We start from the raw sequence: 23331 nt of genomic DNA, 5'->3' as shown, positions 1-23331 counted from the left end.
ATGATCAACGCAATAGTCGTAAGGAGTTAAGAACCACCAGCAAAGAGCTGGTTGCCATGCCAATCCCTGCCCAAGCGGGTGAAATCATTCCTGCCGCAGCCAGGGGAACCGATACTAGGTTGTAAAGAAAGGCCCAGCTTAGGTTTTCCAACACAATTCGTCGTGTTCGTTTAGCCAACTGGTGTACCTGCACCAACAGGTCAAGGTCTTCACGCATCAGCACCAAGTCTGATGCGCAATGGGCCACTGTTGCACCATGAGCAAACGAAATGGAAACATCTGCCTGTGCCAAGACCGGACCATCATTGATACCATCACCCACCATGGCGACGGTTTGACCACGCTGTTGCATGGCCGCGACGTGGGCCATTTTTTGTTGTGGCAGTAAACCTGCGGCTACCTGTTGAATACCAAGTTCCTGGCCAATGGCCCGTGCAGTTTCGACACGATCACCCGTTGCCATTGACACATGCAGACCTGTCGACTGGAGGTGTTGAAGCACACTGGCCGCTTCCGGGCGTACCGCATCGCTTAAAGAAAATACGGCCAAGGGCTGATTGGTCGCACCCAACCAGACCTCAATCTGACCATCTTCTGCCGGATTAATCAGATCTTTCATCTCCAGACCAGCCAGCTCCGCCACAAAAGCTGCACTCCCCAGGCGCACTTTGCCGATACCAGGCAAATACGCCTCGACCCCACGCCCCTGCACTTCTTGTAGTTGCTCAACCACCAACACGGGTTGTTTGGGTGCATCCTGAATCAAAGCTTTCGCCACGGGGTGAACGGCCTGCTGCTCAAGTGCCGCGGCTATTGCCAGCAAGGCGTGGGTATCCAGATTCAATGGATCGGCGCCTGACAAACGAATGATCTGTTGCAGGCTCGGCTTGCCCTGGGTCAATGTGCCGGTTTTATCCAGCACAATATGATTGACCTTTGCCAAGGTTTCCAATGCGCCAGGCTTGAGTGCCAGAATGCCCATTCTGGCCAGGCGGCCCGCCGCAGCGGTATAGGCAATTGGCGTGGCCAACGATAAGGCACAAGGACAGGTAATGATCAAGACGGCAATCATGACTTGCACACCATGTTCAGCATCGGCGCGCCCCCAATAAATCCCGGCCAGACCAGCCAAAATTACCATAGCAGCCAAAAAAACACTGGCATAACGATCGGCCAAAGCCACCATCGCCGGGCGCTTGCCTGCTGCATCCAGCAATAGGCGCTTGATGGTCGAAAACTGAGTCGCAGCACCCACCGCCTGCACTTGCATCACAATGGCCTGCCCCAGATTGACTGCGCCACTCAGTAGTTTGTCACCAACCTCGACCACACTTGGACGTGATTCACCCGTCAGCAGGGACTCATCAAACTCGCTGCTGCCTTGCACCACAATGCCATCGGCGACCAAAGCCTCTCCCATCTTGACCAGCAGCTTATCGCCTACTTTGAGTGCATGGCTTTCCACTGCCTCTTGATTTTGCATATTGGGAAAATCGGGCAAACGACAGGCCAATTGATGCTGATCTTGTGAGAGCAGTTCAACATCACGCTGGGCTCGATTGCGTGCCAGCATTTCGATGTAACGCCCGCCCAGAAGAAACGCAACAAACATGGTGATCGAATCAAAATAAACATCACCATGCATGGTCACGGTGGCAAAAGTACTGGCAAAAAAAGCCACCAGAATACCTAGGGCCACCGGCACATCCATACCTACCCGCATGAGCGTCAAATCACGCCAGGCACCGGTAAAAAATGGTCGCGCCGAAAACAGCATGACAGGAATCGTCAGCACCAGACTGGCAATGCGCAATAGTTGCGCATCGTCAACAGCAAGGTCGTCTTCCATCGCAATATAGGCCGGATAGGCATACATCATGACCTGCATCATCGCAAACAGCGCCACGAAGAGCCGCCACAGCGCGGTACGTTTTTCTTGTTTGCGCGCAGCCTCGGCATCATGCGATTCGGCAATCGCCGCACCATAACCACGGCTTTGAATGGCAGCGACCAAATCAGCCGGGGCATTGAGTTGCGGCAAGAACTCCACATTGACCGTGCGGGCCGCCAAATTTGTGGCCACTTCCTGCACCCCCGGTAACTGCGTGAGCGAGCGTTCAATGACTGACATGCAACCACTGCAGGTCACGCCGGTCACATCAAAGCAGATCTGCTCACGCAGTGCGCTGCTGGGACTGGCCTGATGATGAATTTGGTTAGAAGGATGGAGCTTGCTGATGATAGCGGTGTCGATTTCCTTGATGGGCACCTGGATGGCACGATGCACTGCCTGACTGGCAGCTGCACAACCCATACAGCAAAAGGCGCGGGAATCACCATTGACGATGGCGGAAACCACTTGGGGGGCGCTGATTGAAGCACCGCAATGATAGCAATTGATGAGTGCTTTACTCGCTGTAGCAAGTGGTACATCCGGCGTCTTGAACAATGAGGACATAGTGTCAATCCATCCCTAACATGAGAGAACGAAATGCTCAGGCGGATAGGCAAAACGATCAAATGACCATCATTTTTTTATATCCGTATTAACCCTATATCATACCAGTGTGACAACCTTTCCGGATAGTCTCATTGTCATGCTTGCGCTATATCAAGACTGGGCAAAGATGACTTGCAAGGTTTTGGAGTGAAATTCTCGGTAGTACAAAATGCCCACGACAACGACTGTCGCACCAAGCAGCACGACCGGAGAAAGAAACCAGCCCGATGCAGCGATCGCAAAATAATAAGAACGCAGGCCATCGTTATAGCTTTGTGCGGCAAACCCAATCAGCGCACCGGACATTTTGACGAAGTCATCGCGCTGATGCATGGCATCGGGTTTATCAAAGTCGTTGGGTGACGGCGCAGCGCCAATCATGACCGCACAAAAGTTGTATTGGCGCAGCGACCAGGTAAAGCGGAAAAAAGCGTAAACAAACACCGCAATCAACAAGATGATCTTCATGTCCCACAGCACGCCACTGGCCTTGCGTGAAAAAGGCAGTTCAGAAACGACTTCCACCACTCTGTCACTGGTGCCCAGTAAGGCAAACAGACCACCAATGATGATAATGGTGGTGGAAGCAAAAAAAGTCGGGCTGGAAGTCAGGCTATTGATCAGTGCGGCATCACCGACCCGCATTTCATGTTCGGTGATGCGCAGCATCCATTGCTTGCGCAGACGATTGGACTGGCCTAGCAGGCTGATATGGCTTTGCGCCCAGTAATTGGAAAAAAAGTGATAACCAATCCAGAGCAGAAAAAAGCCCATTAAGGCCAGCCAGTCAAATAGCGGTATCAACACCATGCCGGATTGTCAGAAAAAGAAGGAGTCATTATTGTAGGTGCAGTTTGAGCTGAAACCATACCATCATTGGAAATTGCTCAACATTGCTTCATCAATCTTGACGGAAAAATATACTTACCCAGTGTATAAAAATAGACCTAATAAATACGCACTAAATAGCCTTATTTAAGCACATACTCCATAAAAAAGGCCATTTCAGCAAGAAATGGCCTTTTAAAACCAGCGCCGGTAAATGCGGACAGATCAGTCAATGATCCCAGCAAACTACCCTTGCAGATGGTTATTCGACGGCCTTGACCATGTCTTCCACCACCTTTTTGGCGTCACCAAACACCATCATGGTTTTGTCCATGTAAAACAACTCGTTGTCCAAACCGGCATAACCCGCCGCCATGGAGCGCTTGTTGACGATAATGGTTTTGGCCTTGTAAGCATCCAGAATCGGCATGCCCGCAATTGGCGAGGTTGGGTCAGTCTTGGCGGCGGGGTTGACCACGTCGTTGGCACCCAGAACCAGCACCACATCGGCCTGACCAAATTCGCTATTGATGTCTTCCATCTCAAACACCTGGTCATAAGGGACTTCGGCCTCGGCCAGCAACACGTTCATATGGCCAGGCATGCGCCCGGCTACAGGATGAATCGCATATTTGACATTGACCCCTTTATGCGTCAGCTTTTCAGCCAGCTCTTTCAAAGGGTGTTGAGCACGTGCCACGGCCAGGCCATAGCCGGGCACAATAATCACGGTTTCCGCATTGGCCAGCAAGAATGCCGCATCGTCGGGGCTGCCTGAACGTACTGGCTTTTGTGCACCGCCACCGGTTGCAGCCGCCGCTGTTTCAGCACCAAAACCACCCAGAAGCACCGCAATGATGGAGCGATTCATCGCCTTGCACATGATGTAGGAGAGAATCGCACCCGAAGCACCCACGCATGAGCCTGCAATAATCAATACCGAGTTGTTGAGCGTAAAGCCAATGCCAGCTGCTGCCCAGCCCGAGTAGGAGTTCAGCATCGACACCACCACCGGCATATCAGCGCCACCAATCGGGATGATCAAGGTCACACCCAATACCAGGGCAATGGCCAACATCGCCAAGAATGCCGCGGTAGACCCGGTCATGAAATAAGCCAGACCAAACACCAGCATGGCAATCGCCATAATCAGATTGAGCATGTGCTGGCCGCCAAAACTGACTGGCTTGCCTGACACCTTGCCCGACAATTTGCCGTAAGCAATCACGGAAGCTGTGAAAGTAATGGCACCGATGAACGCACCAATAAACAACTCCACCTTTTGCACGCCAGTATGGTCTTCGCCAGTATGAAAGATGGCAGCGACCGCAATCAATACCGCTGACAGGCCCACCAGAGAGTGCATCAACGCGACTAGTTCAGGCATCTTGGTCATGGGGACACGGCGTGCTGCGGTGCCACCAATGGCGGCGCCCACCACCATGGCGCCGCCGATCAAAGACAAGACCGGTTTATGCGCCACAAAGAAGGTGGTAATCACGGCGATCAACATGCCGATCATGCCAAACAGATTGCCCTGACGCGAGGTCACCGGCGATGACAGGCCCTTGAGCGCCAAAATAAACAACACCGCCGAAACCAGATAGGTCAGCGTGGTGATATTGGCTAAACTACTCGAAACCAATTCGTGTTCCATTTATTGTGCCTCCACTTTCTTCTCTTTTTTCTTGAACATGGCCAGCATGCGCTGCGTCACCATGAAACCACCAAAAATATTGATGGAAGCCAGCAACACAGCCACAGCGCCAAGGATGGAAGTCAGCGTGATGGGGCCGTCAATATCCACGGTTTGCAGCATGGCGCCCACAATAATGATACCGGAGATGGCATTGGTGACCGCCATGAGCGGCGTATGCAATGCCGGTGTAACGTTCCAGACGACGTGATAACCCACAAAAATGGCCAGCACGAAGATCGTCAGATTTTGTATGGTTGGATCGATCATGTTATTTCCTTGTTTGACATGCCAAACCAGACCTGTCAGCCATTAGTCTTATTGAAGTTGCTTGATGCAATGGGATCAATGCAAACTCCGTGCAATTTCAATGCAACCAACAGCACAAGCCCGGCAGCGTTTTATCCGTTTTTACGCAAGACCTGACCGTCCTTGCACATCAGGCAAGCGGCCACGATATCGTCTTCGAGGTTTAAGGCAAACTGGCCTTCCTTGTCCGCAATCAGCTTGGCAAAATCCAGCAGGTTGCGAGCATACAGACTCGAAGCGTCGGCAGCTACCATGGCGGGCAGATTGGTGTAACCCACCAGCGTAATACCGTCCTTGACCACCACCTTGTCGGTTTCAGTCAACGGGCAGTTACCGCCACCATTGGCACCTTTGCCGGCAGCCAGATCCACAATCACCGAACCCGGCTTCATGCCCTTGACCACCTCTTCGGCAATCAGCGTTGGTGCAGCACGACCTGGAATCAGCGCAGTCGAAATCACAATATCAGCCTGCTTGATACGCTCGCCAACCAGTGCCGCCTGTCGTTGCAACCAGGCTGCCGGCATGGGCCGCGCATAACCACCCACGCCTTGGGCAATCTCACGCTCTTCGTCGGTTTCAAAAGGCACATCAATGAACTTGGCACCCAAGGATTCAATCTGCTCTTTTACTGCCGGACGCACATCGGAGGCTTCAATCACCGCTCCCAGACGCTTGGCTGTGGCAATGGCCTGCAAGCCTGCCACGCCCGCACCCAACACCACCACTCGGGCGGCCTTGACGGTACCAGCGGCAGTCATCAACATGGGGAAAAAACGCTGATAATGGTAAGTCGCCACCACCACCGCTTTATAGCCGGCGATATTGGCCTGTGAAGACAATACATCCAGACTTTGCGCCCGCGTAGTACGCGGTGCTGCTTCCAGGGCAAAGGCCGTCACACCAGCCTGTGCCATGGCACTGTTGTTGTCATTGTCAAACGGATTGAGCATCCCAACCAATACGGTGCCCGGCTTGATTTGCGCCAGTTCAGCCGCATTGGGAGCCCGTACCTTAAATACCCAGTCAGCGGCATAAACTTCAGCAGCACTGCCCAGTGTGGCACCGGCAGCTTCATAAGCGCTATCCGGTATGGATGATGCGACGCCTGCTCCCCTTTCTACAATAATCTGATGTTTGACGGCAATTAATTTTTTGACGGTTTCGGGTGTAGCGCTGACGCGCGTTTCTCCCAGCCACGTTTCGGCGGCGATGCCGATTCTCATAGTTACTCCTGTCTGAAAATTATTATTGGTATCCGAAGTTCGAACAAGAAAAGCGAGCTTAACTTATTCAAGCATTCTTCTGCAAAGTTTTAGCGCCATTTTTGGCTTATTGTCTTATCCCCCAGCCCATACCAGGTGGTCAGTCTCCTCGGCTTATAGTCTACCGCGCCAAGCAGGTAAAATGCATGCCCAAAAGGAAATGACATGACAAGCAAATGGAAACCCAATGTGACGGTGGCCGCGGTGATCGAACGCGACAATCAGTTCTTGATGATTGAAGAGCTGACCAGTGACGGCATTCGTCTCAACCAACCCGCCGGACACCTAGAGCCCAGCGAGACTTTGCAGGCTGGCTGCATGCGCGAGGCATTGGAAGAAAGTGCCTGGCAAGTCGAAGTTCAAAGCCTGCTGGGCATGTATATGTCGCGCTATTTCTCCGAACGCACCCAGGAAGAAGTCACTTATCTGCGCTTTGCCTTTATCTGCAAGGCATTAGTGGATACCCGACAAAGCCTGGATGAGGGCATTATTCGGGCAATCTGGATGTCCCCAGGTGAAATTCGCTCTTGCATAGTGAAACATCGCAGCCCGCTGGTCATGCAATGCATTGACGATTACCTGCGTCTCAAACAGGCGGGACACCCGGGTTATCCATTGGACATGCTGTTTCATCATGAAACCGCACTCGGCGGGGTGTTGGACAGTACCACTGGTAACACCCTTAACTCAGACAGCAAGCCAATATGAGCAAACCGAAAGTTGTTGTAGGCATGTCGGGAGGGGTTGATTCATCTGTCACTGCCTGGTTGCTCAAGGAACAAGGTTATGAAGTCATCGGCCTGTTCATGAAAAACTGGGAAGATGACGACAATGATGAATATTGTTCAACTCGTCAGGACCTGATTGATGCCACTGCGGTCGCCGATGTGATTGGTATTGATATCGAAGCCGTCAACTTTGCCAGCGAATACAAAGAACGTGTATTTGCTGATTTTCTGCGCGAATATTCAGCCGGTCGCACTCCCAACCCGGATGTCTTATGCAATGCCGAAATCAAGTTCAAGGCATTTTTGGATCATGCCATGGCGATGGGTGCCGATACCATTGCCACCGGCCATTACGCACGAGTTCGTGAAAACAATGGTCGCTTTGAATTGCTCAAGGCACTTGATCAATCCAAAGACCAGAGCTATTTCTTGCATCGACTCAATCAGGCCCAGTTATCACGCACCCTGTTTCCATTGGGCGAAATACCCAAAACCAAAGTACGCGAAATTGCCACCCGTATCGGCCTGCCCAATGCCAGTAAAAAAGACAGCACGGGTATTTGTTTCATTGGCGAACGGCCATTCCGCGATTTCCTGAATCGTTATTTGCCGCATCAGCCCGGCCCCATGAAAACCGCCGATGGCAAAATCATTGGCGAACACATTGGCCTGGCTTTTTACACGCTGGGACAGCGCAAAGGGATTGGGATTGGAGGCAGTAAAACCGGTAATGGTGATCCCTGGTTTGTGGCTCGCAAAGAGCTGCATACCAATACCCTGTATGTGGTGCAAGGGCATGAGCATCCTTGGCTGCGGAGTTGGCAATTGAACGCTGCAGATGTTTCCTGGATTGCTGGTGAATCCTCACCTCTTATGGAGATTGGTGCCAAGACACGCTATCGGCAAGGTGATGCCGCCTGCCGGTTACAGGTTTCTGAAAACGGCTTTGACCTTCAATTTAACCAAGCTCAATGGGCAGTCACTCCTGGTCAATCGGCCGTTTTATATGCCGATGAGGTTTGTCTGGGCGGTGGCATCATCTATTCCGCACTGACCGAGTAAGCTTCAAGATACTGTCACCCAAAAGACATATACTGGTATGCGTATACATGGAGTTTCGTTACAATGGTGCCATAACAAGATCAACCAGATGAATGGAAACCGGGGCGCTCTGCGCCCCTTATCTTTGATAACGACACCCTATGCTTAGACAACTAGCGATCATCTGCCCAAGCATCATGCTGTTTTGTCATGTTGCCATCGCCCAGGAAAATAGCTGGGGACTGTCAGCAGCGCCCGCCGTCGTGGCACAAAAATATGAAGAATTTGATAATGACGGCTCAAGGCTCGTCAAAGAAACTGCCACGAGCTGGGTATTGGGTGTGAATGGTTTTTATCAGTTTGGTCAAGACTGGCGAATCGTCAGCGCATTGCAATATAGCCAGCCCGATTTTCATTATGATGGCCAGACCCAGCAAGGGGCACCACTGCAAACCATCACAGATATGGAGTTTTTGATTTGGGGAGTGCAAGGTGAACATCGCTTTGAAGTTTTCAATCACGCTCTATGGGCCATTGCCGGCATCGAACATGAACGACGTGACCGCAATATCCGCAGCACGGCCACGGTCGGCGGCTTGCATGAACATTACCGAATCTGGAGCACCCTGCTCGGCGCCCGCATAGATATCTACAGCAATGATCATGTTCAGATTGCGGCACAGGTGATTCGCCAATTCGGTGCCAAATCCGATCAGAATGTCACCATCCCGACTCTGGCGGCATCAGGTAACGGCAAGACCGGTCGCAGTGAGGGCTTGCGTATCAGCATACCGGTGTTACTCAAGCAATGGGGTCATGTCACCATCACGCCATCCATCAGCTATACCTATACCTCGCGCGGCGATTATTTTGACCTTCACAAAGACAATCAAAACTTCGCCCAAGCGGTACAACCAGCCTATCGCCAAAAATCTTTTGGTCTAACGGTCGATATACCGATCAAATAAGCGTCTATTCGTTTTACTCTAGTGGCTTTGTGTCTGATACAAAGTCACCATGCTCCCAACTCGCTTCCTGACCCTTGCTGCTGTCTGCGCTCTCACGCTGTTTTTTGCGGTGCTTGGCACGCAAAGTGGCGGCTATTGGATCGCCGCACTGATTTGTGCCTGCCTTTCTGTGATTGGCCTGGTCGACCTGACGCAAACCCGCCAGGCAATCCGGCGCAACTATCCGATTTTGGCGCACTTCCGCTTCTTCTTTGAATATGTACGCCCAGAACTGCGCCAATACATTGTGGAAGACGATACCGAGGAAAAACCATTTTCACGCGTACAACGCTCGATCGTTTATCAACGCGCCAAAAAAGATCCGGACATGCGCCCCTTTGGCACGCTGCTGGATGTCAAGGCGGCGGGCTACGAATGGATCAATCACTCGATGGTGCCGACTGTTATCAAGTCGCATGATTTTCGTATTCTGATTGGCGATGGCCGCGCCCAACCTTATTCGGCCTCCATCTTCAATATTTCCGCCATGAGCTTTGGCGCGCTCTCGGCCAATGCCATCATGGCGCTCAATCAGGGTGCCGCCAAAGGCCGTTTTGCGCACGATACCGGTGAAGGCAGTATCAGTCGTTATCATCGCCAATATGGTGGTGATCTGATCTGGGAAATTGGATCTGGCTATTTTGGCTGTCGCAATCAGGACGGTACCTTTAACGCCGAAAAATTTGCAGTGCAGGCCCAGCATGAGCAAGTCAAGATGATTGAAATCAAGCTCAGCCAGGGTGCCAAACCCGGTCATGGTGGCGTCTTGCCAGCGGCCAAGGTGACACCAGAAATTGCCGAGACACGGGATGTTCCAACTGGCGAAGACTGCATTTCACCACCATCGCATTCGGCCTTTTCAACACCGATTGAGCTCTTGGAATTCATCGACAAACTGCGTACCTTGTCGGGTGGCAAACCCACCGGTTTTAAATTTTGTGTGGGCCATCCCTGGGAATGGTTTGGCATTGCCAAAGCCATGCTCAAGACTGGCATCGTGCCCGACTTTATTGTGATTGATGGCGGCGAAGGCGGCACCGGTGCAGCGCCTGTGGAATTTATCGACCATGTTGGCGGCCCCTTGCAAGAAGGCCTGATTCTGGTTCATAACACGCTGGTAGGCATTGGTTTGCGTGACCAGGTCAAGCTCGGGGCATCGGGCAAGATCATCACTGCCTTTGATATTGCCCGCACCCTGGCGATTGGTGCTGACTGGTGCAACTCGGCACGTGGCTTCATGTTTGCACTGGGCTGCATTCAGGCACAGGCTTGTCATACCGGTGCCTGCCCAACCGGTGTTACTACGCAAGATCCATTGCGACAACGTGCCTTGGTGGTGCCAGACAAATCGGAGCGGGTTTACAACTTTCACCAAAAGACTCTGCATGCACTGATGGAACTGGTGGCTGCTGCGGGCTTGTCTCATCCATCGCAATTGCGCGCGGAACATATCGTCAAGCGCATCAGCCCGACCGTCATTCATTTGCTGTCCAAGGAAATTCCGTACTTACCGCAAGGTGCGCTGCTCAACAATCCCAAAGCGCTCGACATTCACAGCGCCAATCTGCCCAATGCGCATTTACGGGTGTTTGAAGAGTTTTGGCCGGTGGCACAAGCCGAATCATTTCATATGTTGGCTGAACATATTTAATACTACCCAGTGGTATCTTATAAAGACTAATAAATACGCACTTAAGCAGATGAAAAATAAACATACACCCTAAAAAATAAAAAACCGCTGTGGTAAGCCACAGCGGTTGAAAGAACCATCGCATTGGGGAATTGCGATGATCAGGGAACACCCCAGCACAAAAACTGTTAATTGCACTGAAGTGAACGTACTATTGCACAGAATGTGCCATTTTGTAAACACCAATTTAAACAATGACTTAAAATTTTTTCTTAATGCGATACAACAAGATATCGTCGCTAATTGGCGACACATATTTGTCAAATTGAAAAAAATGACGCTATAGCGTCATTTGCGGAGTCGCTAAAAGGCGACGACAAGTCGGTGAAAATGTCAAAGAAAGCGACAGATCGCCGATTTAATCGTTGCCTTTAAACAACTGTGCATCCAGTCCATGCTTTTGCATCAGGCGATAAAATTCCGTGCGATTGCGTTGCGCAATCAGTGCTGCCTGCGCCACATTACCTTCTGTCATCCGTAAAATCTGCACCAGATAATCACGCTCAAATTGCGTCTTGGCATCAGCCAATGACGGTATTGCATTACCAGCGGTATCACGCAGCGCTTCACGGATCCGTAAACCGGTAATCACCGCGCCTTCGCTACCTTGCGCAGGAATATCGGCCAGTGCCACTGACTGCTCGATCACGTTGTACAGCTGACGCACATTGCCGGGCCAAGGTGCAGTCATCAGCAACTCCATCGCATCGGAAGCAATCTTGGGTACCGGACAACGATATTTTTCCGCAATCGTGCGCGCAAAATGCTGCGCCAATAAGGGAATGTCTTCGCGCCGCTCGGCCAATGCCGGCACTTCCAGCGTCACCACATTGAGTCGGTAGTAAAGATCTTCCCTGAAGCGACCCTGGCTCATTTCCTCAGACAGATTGCGGTGTGTCGCCGTAATCAGACGCACATCCACGTCCTTTTCCTGTGTACCACCGACCGGCCGCACCTTGCGCTCCTGCAAGACACGCAACAGCTTGACCTGCAAGGCCAGTGGCATGTCGCCGATCTCATCCAGAAACAAGGTACCACCGTCGGCAGAGCGAATCAGTCCGGGGTTATCGCGCACCGCACCGGTAAACGCACCCTTCACATAACCAAACAGTTCGGACTCCAATAAAGGTTCAGGCACCGCACCACAATTAACAGCGATAAAGGGCGCCTTGTCATTGAGACCAGCCGCATGAATCGCCGTGGCGATCAGCTCCTTACCCGCACCAGATGGCCCGGTAATGAGCACACTGGCCTTGTTACGCCCCAGGCGCTCCACCACATCCAGCAAGGCTTCCATTTTGGGATTACGCGTCACAATCGGCAGGCGCCAGGCAGGTAGTGCGTTATCAGTGCGACTGCCCAGGGGAATCAAGCGTTCAATTTCTGCCAGCAAGGCTTTGGCTTCAAATGGTTTGGTCAAAAACGCCGAAACACCCATCCGTGTTGCCTGTACCGCATCGGGAATCGAGCCGTGTGCAGTGAGAATGATGACCGGAATGCCGGAGTGATCACGCTGGATTGCGGCAAACAGACCCAAGCCATCCATGCCATCCATGCGCAAATCAGACACTACCAGATCGGCCGCAAAGCTTTGCAGGATCAGCAAGGCGCGCTGACCATCTTCGGCGCTACGAACTTCATAGCCTTCAGCTTCCAGACGCAAAGCCAGCAGCTTTAACAGCGAAGCATCATCATCAACGATCAATATTCGGCCAAGCATGATTACTCCTTACGCTCCGCGGGTGAGCGCACCGCACCACCGCCATGATTACCGCGTTCATTCAAACTCTTTTCAATACCCTTTAAAGCATCAAGCTTGGCCTGCAACTCAATCACTCGTGCGTCAGCCTGTCGCAAACGCTCGGTCAAATAGTCGGAACGACGCAGCTCACCATCAGCACGTTTTTGTTCAGACTCAGCCCGCCGACTGGCTTCATCGGCTCGTCGCTGTTCATCCAGGGCGCGCGTTTGCTGCTTTTGCAATTCGGCCTGCATGCGCTGACAATCCTCCAAAGCCGCCTCATTTTTTTTCTCCGTGGAAAACAGCGCCAAAGCCATATCCGTCGCTTTTTCCAGCAGACTGGCTTCTGGTGCCGAGCGCAAGGCTTCGGGCTTGGTCTCTACAGGTTGTACGGCACAAGCAGACAGCAAGGCCATCAAGCCAATGATAGAAAATTTCAATATTTTCATTAAGTGTTATCCGTAAGTGTTGCGCCGGGCAGACGCAACTGAAAATGGCTACCGCGTCCCGCCATGGTCTTGCGTGGTGGACGTTCCAGCAGCTTGACGGTACCGCCATGCGCCAGCGCAAACTCCCGGGCAATGGCCAAACCCAAACCACTACCGGCAACGGCCGCATCAACCTGCAACGCACCTTTAAAACGGGCATCAAAGATCTTCTCCCGCTCGGCCTGCGCAATGCCGGGGCCTTCATCCTGTACATCCAGACAGGCTTCACCTTGATCCAAATTCAATGACATTTCAATCTCGCCTCGCTCGGGTGAAAACTTCACCGCATTGGAAACCAGATTATCAATGATCACACGCAATTTTTCTGTATCACCATGCACCACCACCGGCTGCAAATTCATTTTGAAATGCACACCACGCCCTCGTGCATGCAAGCGATGCCGATCAATCACCGCCCGTGTCAAGCCACCCAAATCAACCGGCCCCAGATTAAGTGGCGTATCCCGCAAAATACCTTCATCCATCGACAGCAAGTCACCAATCCGCGCCTTTAAATCTTCCGCACTATGCGCCATGATCTGCACCACTTCTTTTTGTGAAGGCTGCAATGGGCCAAGCACTTCATCATTCAATAACTCAACCCCCTGATGGATCGACGCCAAAGGGGTTTTCAGATCATGGGACACATTGGCCAGCAACTTGGCACGCTGCGCTTCCAGCGTGGCCAGGCGTCTTCTCAACCAGTCCAAACGTTCACCAAGCAGGCGCAAATCTTCTGGCCCACCGACCTTGATTGGCGTATTCAGCTCGGCATTACCCAAGCGATTGATCGCCTGATCGATCTGTCTGACCGGCTTGGCAATCGCATAAGCCAATACTGCCGCCAACAGCAAGGCCAGAGGAATACTCACTGCAGCAAACAGCAAGGATTTGCGTTGCGATTTATCTGCTGCTGCCAGCAGACCATCCACCTCGCGATCAATCAAGCGATTGGCACCCAAGGTCACTTGATTGCCGAGCAAGGTCAGCATGTCAAACTCTTCAAACGAAGTCATTTTGAAATTGCTGACAATCAACATGGCATTGAGCGCCACTTCTTTCCTCATCAATTGTTGGACGGTTTCCAGCAAATGCGGTTCATTGGCCAAGGCCGACAAGGTTTTGGCTGTCTCACCAAACTGCTCGTGCAAGGCCGCATAGTTTTTCAGCAAAGCGGTATCACCCAACACCTGATATTGCCGAACACTGCGTTCCATCGCCGTCAGTGTCTCAGACAGTACGCGCCCCTCTTCAGAAGCCTGCGCCGCCTTACGCACTGCCTGCTCGCTTTGCAGAGCCAGTTGATCAGCATAGACCACCGAGCGTGCCAGTGAAATCACCAGTGGCGAACAGATGAGCATGAAGCCCATGATCAACAAAGCAAAAAAGGAACGCGGATACGAAAGCAGCGGCAGCCTGCCGAATAGCCGCCGTGCAGGGGTGGGCGTTGATGGACTCAGTGGATCGGCCATGCCGGATGGCCTCATTACTCCTCGGGGCGCGTATCCAGAAAGGATTGACGGGCAACGAGTTTCAAACTGAGTTTATCCAGATTGGGATGAGCGGAACGCCAATCCAGCTCGGGGAAACGGAAGTCCAGGTAGCAAAGTGCCGTGCCGGTTGCCAGATCGGCCAGGTTATAGCTGACACCGGTGCAAAACGGTTTGCCAGCCAACCCATTGGACATGGCGGTCAAGGCGGCATGAATTTTTTTGTATTGACGATCAAGCCAGCTTTGTTCCTGCTTTTCAATGGAGCGCAACTTTTCAAGACGGACAGCTACCGCAGCATCCAGCAAACCATCGGCCAGGGCTTCCCAGCAACGCACCTCAACCCGGCTGCGACCAGAGGCTGGAATCAATCGCGCCACCGGTGAAATGGTGTCGAGATATTCCACAATCACGCGTGAGTCAAACACGGCGCCACCGTCTTCCATGATCAGACACGGCACCTTGCCCAACGGGTTATAGTTCTGGATATGCGTGTCGGGCTGCCAAACGTTTTCAAGTTCGAACTTGTAATCAATCTTTTTTTCAGACAGCACAATCCGCACTTTGCGTACGTAAGGGCTGGTAAGGGAGCCAATGAGTTTCATGTTGTTTTCACGGTATAGGTCGGCAAAAGTATAGCATTGCGCCTTTTAATTGTTGGCATTGGCAAACGGTCATAAAAAATCTGCAGCGGGCTCGCAACAGCACGGATGGTAAAATCGCCCATTAGCTTTCAAGATGTCGCAACAGTCCTGGCTTTGACCAAGGTTTTCCTACCGGATTGCCGGATTGTGACACGCATGCACTCACCTTTTGTTCTATTTCATCTTCCTGCCTGTTAAACCTCATGACCGATCACACTGCCCCTGCTTTTACCGAACTTTCCGAATTATCTGCCCTGTCACCACTGGATGGTCGCTATGGCAGCAAAACCGCCGCGTTGCGCCCGATCTTGTCCGAAGCTGGCTTTATGAAACATCGCGTCAAGGTCGAAATCTCCTGGCTCAAGGCCTTGTCCCGTGCCGGTTTCAGCGAAATCGATGTATTTTCAAACGATAGCGTCGCCCTGCTCGACAGCCTGGTCAGCCAGTTTGGCGAAGCCGATGCACAGCGCATCAAGGATATTGAAAAAGTCACTAACCACGATGTGAAAGCGGTGGAGTACTGGCTCAAGGAAAAAGTGGCTGGCAATGCCGAGCTGGCCAAAGCTGCCGAGTTCATCCACTTTGCCTGCACATCGGAAGACATCAACAACACCTCACACGGCATGATGCTCAAGGCCGCGCGCGATGAAGTGATTGTGCCCACCCTGAACAAAGTCCTGGCTTATCTGGTTGAGGCGGCGCACACCCACGCTGCGTTGCCAATGCTGGCACGCACTCATGGTCAACCTGCCTCACCAACCACGCTGGGCAAGGAGCTGGCCAACGTCGCAGCGCGTTTGCAGCGTGCCTTGGTACGGATTGAGCAAGTGCAAATATTGGGCAAGATGAATGGTGCCGTGGGTAACTATAACGCGCATCTGTCGGCCTATCCCCATTTTGATTGGGAAGCTTTTTCAAAAAATGTCATTGAGAGCGAACTCGGTCTGACCTTCAACCCCTACACCATTCAGATTGAACCGCATGACTACATGGCTGAACTGTTTGACGCCGTCGCCCGCGCCAACACGATTCTGCTGGATCTGAACCGTGACATCTGGGGCTATATCTCGGTGGGTTATTTCAAACAAAAACTCAAGGCCGGCGAGATTGGTTCGTCCACCATGCCGCACAAGGTCAACCCGATCGACTTTGAAAACTCCGAAGGTAATTTGGGCATTGCCAATGCACTGCTCAAACATCTGGCCGAAAAACTGCCAGTGTCACGCTGGCAACGCGATCTGACCGACTCGACCGTGCTGCGCAATATCGGCGTGGCATTGGGTTATAGCCTGTTGGCGTATGAGTCCTGCCTGCGCGGCTTGAACAAGCTGGAAGTCAATCCGGCCAAACTGGCCGAAGACCTCGACGCCACCTGGGAAGTGCTGGCCGAACCAGTGCAAACGGTGATGCGCCGTTATGGCATTGAAAACCCGTATGAACAGCTAAAAGAGCTGACCCGTGGCAAAGGTATCACCCGAGAAGCCCTGCAAGTCTTTATTGAAGGCCTGGCGATTCCAGCCGAAGCCAAAAATTTGCTGCTCAATATGACGCCGGGCAGCTACACCGGTAAAGCGGCAGAACTGGCCAAGCGAATTTAAGTTCACCCCAGCCCGAATTTCACGCCAAAACCATCATACTCTTATGGGGTATGATGGTTTTTTAACACCTATAGTACGTAATTACTACCCTTTAAAAAATACTCCATGTCGCTCCCAAACAACCAGAACCCACCATAGTAGCCCCGTTGTAGTCATGTCGCCAACCCGATCACCGCCGCAATAAACAAATATCCGCTGTCGCTAACGCCTCATATTCATCACCTTCAAGCGGCAACACCGTCACCTCGGCCGAACTAATTAGTTCGGCATCGAACTTTTTCACACCGAAGCTCTCTAATCCCTCATCAGCAATAAGCCTTTTTTATTGGCACTTGCCAAGTCATTTGAAATCACCTATATTTAGTTCTAGTTAGAACTAAATGAAAGTTATGAACAAACGTCCGCTTAAAAGTCTGCGACTGCTCGCCGAGTGCTATCACCTTTTTGAAAGGCGCTCTGCCGAAATGACACGTGCGTTGGGCATAACGCCACCGCAATTTGACATCATTGCCACGCTGGGCAATACCGATGGCATGACGTTTAAGGAGTTGGGTGAAAAAACGCTGATCACCAAAGGCACGCTGACTGGCGTCGTGGATCGACTGGAAAAGCTGCAACTGGTGTCGCGCTGCGATCATTGCTCGGATAAACGCAGCACCATTGTGCGCCTGACCCCACAGGGTGAAACCTTCTTTGCTGAAGCCTTCCCCAAAATGCTGCGTCATTGCACACAGTTATTCAAGGCATTTCAGTCCAGTGACTTTAGCGCACTGGAACAACAACTGGACAAGCTCAAACAAACACTGCTTGTCACAGAAAACTTGAATAATTAAATATTGACCATTCTCAAAGAAGCTTTTTATGAACACCACTTCCCCATCACAAGACTACAGCAGCATCGCCAAGTTACTCCATTGGCTGATGGCCATCCTGATCATTGCGGCCTTTATTTTGGGTAGCCAGGCGGCTGATATTGAAGGTATCACCCCGACCAAGATCAAGTTCATCAACTGGCACAAATGGCTCGGTGTGACCATTTTCGGCCTGGCAGGTTTGCGTTTGCTATGGCGCATGTTCAACACACCACCCGCCAATCCGGCTGGCATGCCGGTCTGGCAGGCCAAGGCGTCATCTGCCACTCACATGATTTTTTATTTTCTGTTTTTTGCCCTGCCCGTGACCGGCTATTTTTACAGCCTGGCATCCGGTTATCCCATCGTTTATCTGGGCCTGTTCAAACTGCCGGTATTGATTGAAAAAAACAAGGAACTGGCAGACCAGTTGATTGAAGTTCACGAGCTATTTGCCAATGGCCTGCTGGCACTGTTTATTGTGCATGTGGCCGCGGCCCTCAAACATCACTTCATTGATCGCGACAATGTGCTCACGCGCATGTTGCCTAAATTTAAGTAAGGAACACCATGATCACCACACTGATTTCCACCACACACAAAAAGCTCGGCAGCAGCTTGCTGGCAAGTTTGCTGGCAGGCACAGCCGTACTGGCTACCTGGTCGGTCTATGCGCAAACGGTTGACGCCAGCAAAAGCGCCGTTGTCATCACGTTCAAGCAAATGGGTGTGGGCGTTGATGCAAAATTCAACAAGTTTACGGCACAAGTCGACTTTGACCCAGCCAAGCTGGCCACCTCCAAAGCCACGGTGGAAATTGATGTCGCCAGCTTTGACCTGGGTGACGCCGCCTACAACGCCGAAGTTGCCAAAAAGACCTGGTTTAATGCAGCACAGTTTCCCAAAGCCAGTTTTGTGACCAGCGCCATCAAGGCCGGCGCAACATCCGGCAAGTATGAAGCCACCGGCAAACTCTCCATCAAGGGCAAAACGATTGATGTCACAATCCCTGTGAGCTATAAGACTGACGCCGCAGGCCAGGTCTTTGAAGGTGCTCTGCCGATCAAACGTCTGACTTTTAATATCGGCGAAGGCGAGTGGAAAGATACCGATGTGGTGGCCGATGACGTCACCATCAAATTCAAGGTTGTCACTGCACTCAAAAAATAATGAATGATTAAACTTTTTTAACCTCCAACACCGTGCTTTATCTCCGCTCTTATCTCTTTTAATTTGAAGGATCCATGATGAAAAAAACCCTCCTAGCCACATTACTCGCAGCCAGCTCTACCCTCGCCATGGCAGCACCAGTCACTTATACATTGGACCCAAGTCATACCTACCCAAGCTTTGAAGCTGATCACATGGGTGGCATGTCCAAATGGCGTGGTAAATTTACAAAAAGCAGCGGCAAAGTCGTGCTCGATAAAGAAGCCAAGACCGGCTCTGTTGAAGTGACTATTGATACCGCCTCCATTGATTTTGGTCATGCCAAAATGAATGAGCACGCCAAAGGTACAGAAATATTTGACGTCGCCAAATACCCGACTGCAGTCTACAAAGGTAAATTCACAAAATTCAACGGCGAGACACCGACTGAAATCGAAGGCGAACTCACCATGCACGGCGTGACCAAACCTGTCACATTAAAAATCAACGAGTTCAAATGCATTCCCAGCCACCCTTTCTTCAAGAAAGAAGCCTGTGGCGCCGATGCTTCCGCAACCTTTAACCGTGCCGATTTTGGCGTTGATTACGGCATCAAGTACAACTTTGACATGACCACCAAACTGGCCATTCAGGTTGAGGCTGTCAAAGCTGAATAAGTACAAACCTTAAAAGCCCATAAAAAAAGCCTGCTCGATGGAGCAGGCTTTTTTATTCATACGCGCATGACCTTGTGGATCATGCCTGTTGAATTGGTTTAACAAATTAAATTATCAAGATCGGTCAATCAACCTTCAATGATCTGAGTTTCTTTTTTGACCGGTTTGATCAGATCCTCACGCTTCACACCCAACCACATCGCCACCGCTGCAGCCACAAACACCGAAGAATAAATACCAAACAAAATCCCGATAGTCAGCGCCAGCGCAAAGTAAAACAGGGTTGGACCACCAAAAATCAGCATCGACAATACCATCATCTCGGTACAGCCGTGGGTGATGATGGTCCGGCTCATGGTGCTGGTAATGGCGTTATCGATCACTTGTGTGGTGGAAGCCTTGCGCAGCTTTTTGAAGTTCTCACGAATCCGGTCAAAGATCACCACGGATTCGTTCACCGAGTAACCCAACACCGCCAACACCGCGGCCAATACGGAGAGTGAAAACTCCCACTGAAATGCCGCGAAAAATCCCAGGATGATCACCACATCATGCAAGTTGGCGATGATGGCCGCCACCGAAAACTTCCACTCAAAGCGAATCGCCAGATACAACATGATGCCCGCCACCACCAAGGCCAAAGCCTTCAAGCCATCGCTGGCCAGCTCTTCACCAACCTGCGGGCCAACAAACTCAACCCGTTGCAGCTTGACGTTGGCATCCTGTGCTGACAAGGCCTTGAACACCGTTTCACTCTGCTGCGCCGATGAGATCGCCTTGCCTTCGGCATCCTTTTGAATCGGCAGGCGAATCATCACATCGCTGGCCGTACCAAAGTTTTGAACCTGCACATCGGTATAACCCAGTGTGCCCACAGCCTGACGTACCTTTTCAATATCTGCCGACTGGGAATACGCTACTTCCATGACCGTACCACCGGTAAATTCGATGGACAGATGCAGACCCTTGGTCAACAGAAAAAATACTGCCGCCACAAAAGTCAGCGCCGAAACCGCGTTGAAGATCAACGCATGCTTCATGAACGGAATATCTTTTTTGATTCTGAAAAATTCCATGTTTAAATCCTTTTCACCACAAAGGCACCAAGAGCACAAAGACCTCAAAGGATCATTCTCTTAATACCTTCTTTCAATGTTTTTTGATTAAAGTTAAGTAGCAATCCCAATCGACTACCACTCGCTTTTAAATAAGAAATCACCTGAGCCTGATGTACTGGCAAAAGTGATTCAACCGCTTTGGCAATCCCCTCAATGTTTGAGTCGAGCATGCTTAATGTTCTTTGTGGTTAAACAATCAACCCTTCCACACCTGGCCAATTGATACAGACTGCAGTTTTTTCTTGCTGCCATACCAGAGGTTGACCAGACCACGTGAGAAGAACACGGCAGAGAACATGGACGTCAAAATACCCAGGCAATGCACCACGGCAAAACCACGTACCGGGCCAGAGCCATAGGCCAGCAGGGCCAGACCCGCAATCAGGGTGGTAATGTTGGAATCAAGAATGGTGGCCCAGGCACGCTCAAAGCCAGTATTGATGGCGGTCTGTGGCGCCACGCCATTGCGCAGCTCTTCACGCACGCGTTCGTTGATGAGTACGTTGGAGTCAATCGCCATACCCAGTGTCAGCGCAATCGCGGCAATCCCTGGCAAGGTCAGTGTGGCCTGCAACATGGATAACACGGCAATCAGGAGCAACAGGTTGACTGCCAGTGAAATCACCGAGAAAGTACCAAACAGCATGTAGTAAAAAATCATGAAGACGGAAATCGCAGCAAAACCATAGGCCAGTGAATTGAAACCCTTTTTGATGTTGTCGGCACCCAAGCTTGGGCCAATAGTGCGTTCTTCAATGATTTCCATTGGGGCAGCCAAGGAGCCAGCGCGCAGTAGCAAAGCGGTATCCGCTGCTTCTTGCGGTGTCATGCGGCCAGTAATCTGTACGCGGCCACCGCCGATTTCATCCTGAATCACCGGCGCGGTCAGCACTTCGCCCTTGCCTTTTTCAATCAGCAAAATGGCCATGCGTTTTTTGATGTTTTCGCGGGTCACATCTTTAAAGATGCGCGAGCCTTTGGCGTCCAGCGTCAAATGCACGGCGGGCTGATGGTTTTGATCAAAGCCGGGTTGCGCATCGGTCAGGTTGTCACCGGTCAGCACGACCTGTTTTTTTACAAACAGGGGCAAGCCGCCACGCTCCACAAAACGCTCGTCGCCAAAGGGCACGGTGCCGCTGGCCAGGGCACTTTGCGCTTCGACAGAGTCATCCACCAGACGTACTTCCAGCGTCGCCGTGCGGCCCAGAATTTCTTTGGCCTTGGTGGGATCCTGCACACCTGGCAATTGCACCACAACACGCTCGGCACCTTGCTGTTGAATCACCGGCTCGGAAACACCGAGTTCATTGATCCGGTTATGCAGGGTGGTGATGTTTTGCTTGAGCGCATATTCCTGCACCTTCTTGAGTGCATCGGGTTTGATATTGGCCAGCAAGGTCAGGTCACTGCCACTGGTGCTTTCCAGCAAGTCCAGTTCGGGCAGGTTTTCCACAATCAAGGCCTTGGCTTTTTGGCGTACGTCGTCTTCTTTAAAGCGCACGGTAATGGTGTTGCCAGTACGCTCAATACCGGCATGACGAATATTCTTGTCGCGCAATTGGGTACGAACATCACCAGTGAGTGCTTCTACGCGTTTGGTGATGGCAGCCTTCATGTCAACTTGCATCAAAAAATGCACACCGCCACGCAAATCAAGGCCCAGATACATCGGCAGGGCATTGAGTGAGGTCAGCCATTGTGGCGAGGCCGACAACAGATTGAGCGCAATCACATACGATGGATCAGCCTGATCGGGATTGAGTTCTTTTTGCAGGGCATCGCGCACCTTGAGCTGGGTTTCATTGTCTTTCAGACGAATCTTGATGGAGGGATTGGCGTTGGCCGCATCAAAAAAGACGCCTTCATTGGTCAGCTCATTGGCTTTCAGCGCACCTTCCACCCGACCGAGCGTGGTGCTGTCGAGCTTGATCAAGGTCTTGGCGCTGGAGACTTGCACCGACGGTGACACGCCCAAAAAGTTAGGCAGGGTGTAGATGAGCCCAATCGCCAGGGCGAGAGTCATCAGGACATATTTCCAGATCGGATAACGATTCATGGCTTGTACTAAAAAGAAGTGGGAACAGAATGGCCGCTAGCAATTTGCACGAGCCGCACACCTAAAGCGCAATACTTTGGCGAGCGGCTGGTGCGTTTCATGCGGATCAGATGGACTTGATGGTGCCCTTGGGCAGCAAGGTAGTCACGGCAGCTTTTTGCACGTTGATTTCGGTGCCTTCGGCAATTTCCAGTGAAATATAGGCTTCACCGACCTTGGTCACTTTACCCAGTACGCCACCGGCCACAATCACTTCGTCGCCTTTGGCGATGGCATCAATCATGGCTTTTTGTTCTTTTTGACGTTTCATCTGGGGACGAATCATCAAGAAGTACATCACCACAAACATCAGGACGATCGGCAAAAAGCTCAACAGGTTTGACTCAACACCGGCTGGTGCAGCCGCTGGTGCGGCTTGAGCATAAGCAGAAGATATAAACAAAATGGACTCCAGA

22 protein-coding genes are annotated in these 23331 nt (G+C 51.5%); 9 read left to right on the top strand and 13 right to left on the bottom strand.

All coding sequences use genetic code 11. The features are described from left to right. Positions 1–4: 4 nt before the first annotated feature. The 5 genes from ACMYR3_RS03145 to ACMYR3_RS03125 form a co-directional block, all read right to left on the bottom strand. A complete protein-coding gene (locus ACMYR3_RS03145) occupies positions 5–2458 on the bottom strand; it encodes a heavy metal translocating P-type ATPase (protein WP_424194428.1) in 2454 nt (817 codons plus the stop codon). Positions 2459–2611: 153 nt separating this feature from the next. Next, on the bottom strand, positions 2612–3310 hold the full coding sequence (locus ACMYR3_RS03140) for a DUF599 domain-containing protein (RefSeq protein WP_424194426.1): 699 nt from the start codon (positions 3308–3310) through the stop codon (positions 2612–2614). A gap of 280 nt (positions 3311–3590) precedes the next feature. After that, a complete protein-coding gene (locus ACMYR3_RS03135) occupies positions 3591–4985 on the bottom strand; it encodes an NAD(P)(+) transhydrogenase (Re/Si-specific) subunit beta (protein ID WP_424194424.1) in 1395 nt (464 codons plus the stop codon). Further along, positions 4986–5294: a proton-translocating transhydrogenase family protein gene (locus ACMYR3_RS03130; protein WP_424194423.1), complete on the bottom strand. Its 309-nt coding sequence runs from the start codon at positions 5292–5294 to the stop codon at positions 4986–4988. It lies immediately after the preceding gene. A gap of 131 nt (positions 5295–5425) precedes the next feature. Next, positions 5426–6559, bottom strand: coding sequence for a Re/Si-specific NAD(P)(+) transhydrogenase subunit alpha (locus ACMYR3_RS03125; protein ID WP_424194421.1), 1134 nt, complete (start codon positions 6557–6559; stop codon positions 5426–5428). Positions 6560–6763: 204 nt separating this feature from the next. On the opposite strand from ACMYR3_RS03125, the gene ACMYR3_RS03120 reads away from it, so the two are divergent. The 4 genes from ACMYR3_RS03120 (at position 6764) to ACMYR3_RS03105 (ending at position 11025) form a co-directional block, all read left to right on the top strand. Continuing rightward, entirely contained in the window at positions 6764–7306 is a 543-nt protein-coding gene (locus tag ACMYR3_RS03120) for an NUDIX hydrolase (protein ID WP_424194419.1), read from the top strand. Then, entirely contained in the window at positions 7303–8388 is a 1086-nt protein-coding gene (gene mnmA / locus ACMYR3_RS03115) for a tRNA 2-thiouridine(34) synthase MnmA (RefSeq protein ID WP_424194417.1), read from the top strand. Before ACMYR3_RS03120 ends, mnmA begins: the two co-directional genes overlap by 4 nt. 140 nt (positions 8389–8528) lie before the next feature. Continuing rightward, positions 8529–9335, top strand: coding sequence for a hypothetical protein (locus tag ACMYR3_RS03110; protein ID WP_424194415.1), 807 nt, complete (start codon positions 8529–8531; stop codon positions 9333–9335). 49 nt (positions 9336–9384) lie between these two features. Then, positions 9385–11025 (top strand): FMN-binding glutamate synthase family protein, encoded by a 1641-nt coding sequence (locus tag ACMYR3_RS03105; protein ID WP_424194413.1) that lies wholly within the window; start codon positions 9385–9387, stop codon positions 11023–11025. Between the two features lie 397 nt (positions 11026–11422). On the opposite strand, the gene ACMYR3_RS03100 is transcribed toward ACMYR3_RS03105, so the two are convergent. Genes ACMYR3_RS03100 through ACMYR3_RS03085 form a run of 4 tightly spaced genes read right to left on the bottom strand, consistent with a single transcriptional unit; the run spans position 11423 to position 15388 of the window. After that, positions 11423–12784 carry a sigma 54-interacting transcriptional regulator gene (locus ACMYR3_RS03100; protein WP_424194411.1) on the bottom strand — a complete coding sequence of 454 codons (1362 nt, stop codon included), beginning with the start codon at positions 12782–12784 and terminating at the stop codon, positions 11423–11425. 2 nt (positions 12785–12786) lie between these two features. Further along, a complete protein-coding gene (locus ACMYR3_RS03095) occupies positions 12787–13254 on the bottom strand; it encodes a hypothetical protein (RefSeq protein WP_424194409.1) in 468 nt (155 codons plus the stop codon). Further along, a complete protein-coding gene (locus ACMYR3_RS03090) occupies positions 13254–14765 on the bottom strand; it encodes a sensor histidine kinase (protein WP_424194407.1) in 1512 nt (503 codons plus the stop codon). The genes ACMYR3_RS03095 and ACMYR3_RS03090 overlap by 1 nt, the downstream gene beginning before the upstream one ends. A gap of 14 nt (positions 14766–14779) precedes the next feature. Continuing rightward, entirely contained in the window at positions 14780–15388 is a 609-nt protein-coding gene (locus ACMYR3_RS03085) for a glutathione S-transferase N-terminal domain-containing protein (RefSeq protein WP_424194405.1), read from the bottom strand. Between the two features lie 242 nt (positions 15389–15630). Between ACMYR3_RS03085 and purB the strand changes: the two genes are divergently transcribed. The 5 genes from purB (at position 15631) to ACMYR3_RS03060 (ending at position 19702) form a co-directional block, all read left to right on the top strand. Beyond that, positions 15631–17025, top strand: a complete 1395-nt coding sequence (purB, locus tag ACMYR3_RS03080) for an adenylosuccinate lyase (protein WP_424194403.1) — start codon at positions 15631–15633, stop codon at positions 17023–17025. 389 nt (positions 17026–17414) lie between these two features. Continuing rightward, positions 17415–17858: a MarR family winged helix-turn-helix transcriptional regulator gene (locus tag ACMYR3_RS03075; protein ID WP_424194401.1), complete on the top strand. Its 444-nt coding sequence runs from the start codon at positions 17415–17417 to the stop codon at positions 17856–17858. 28 nt (positions 17859–17886) lie between these two features. Further along, on the top strand, positions 17887–18438 hold the full coding sequence (locus tag ACMYR3_RS03070) for a cytochrome b (protein ID WP_424194399.1): 552 nt from the start codon (positions 17887–17889) through the stop codon (positions 18436–18438). An 8-nt stretch (positions 18439–18446) separates the two neighbouring features. Then, positions 18447–19046, top strand: coding sequence for a YceI family protein (locus ACMYR3_RS03065; RefSeq protein WP_424194397.1), 600 nt, complete (start codon positions 18447–18449; stop codon positions 19044–19046). A 74-nt stretch (positions 19047–19120) separates the two neighbouring features. Next, the gene (locus ACMYR3_RS03060; RefSeq protein WP_424194395.1) at positions 19121–19702 is read left to right on the top strand and encodes a YceI family protein; all 582 of its coding nucleotides are present in this window, start codon (positions 19121–19123) and stop codon (positions 19700–19702) included. A 128-nt stretch (positions 19703–19830) separates the two neighbouring features. On the opposite strand, the gene secF is transcribed toward ACMYR3_RS03060, so the two are convergent. From secF to yajC, 4 genes are all read right to left on the bottom strand, one after another. Next, the gene (secF, locus tag ACMYR3_RS03055) at positions 19831–20778 is read right to left on the bottom strand and encodes a protein translocase subunit SecF (protein ID WP_424194394.1); all 948 of its coding nucleotides are present in this window, start codon (positions 20776–20778) and stop codon (positions 19831–19833) included. A gap of 44 nt (positions 20779–20822) precedes the next feature. Then, positions 20823–20990, bottom strand: a complete 168-nt coding sequence (locus tag ACMYR3_RS03050; RefSeq protein WP_424194393.1) for a GxxExxY protein — start codon at positions 20988–20990, stop codon at positions 20823–20825. A gap of 26 nt (positions 20991–21016) precedes the next feature. Then, a complete protein-coding gene (gene secD / locus ACMYR3_RS03045; RefSeq protein ID WP_424194391.1) occupies positions 21017–22876 on the bottom strand; it encodes a protein translocase subunit SecD in 1860 nt (619 codons plus the stop codon). A 106-nt stretch (positions 22877–22982) separates the two neighbouring features. Further along, entirely contained in the window at positions 22983–23321 is a 339-nt protein-coding gene (gene yajC, locus ACMYR3_RS03040; protein WP_424196340.1) for a preprotein translocase subunit YajC, read from the bottom strand. Positions 23322–23331: the final 10 nt, after the last annotated feature.

This window comes from Ampullimonas aquatilis (assembly GCF_049675895.1).
Taxonomy (GTDB): Bacteria; Pseudomonadota; Gammaproteobacteria; order Burkholderiales; family Burkholderiaceae_D; genus Ampullimonas; species Ampullimonas aquatilis.
Note: the sequence above shows the minus strand (reverse complement) of the source record. Positions and strands in the feature narration are given on the sequence as shown.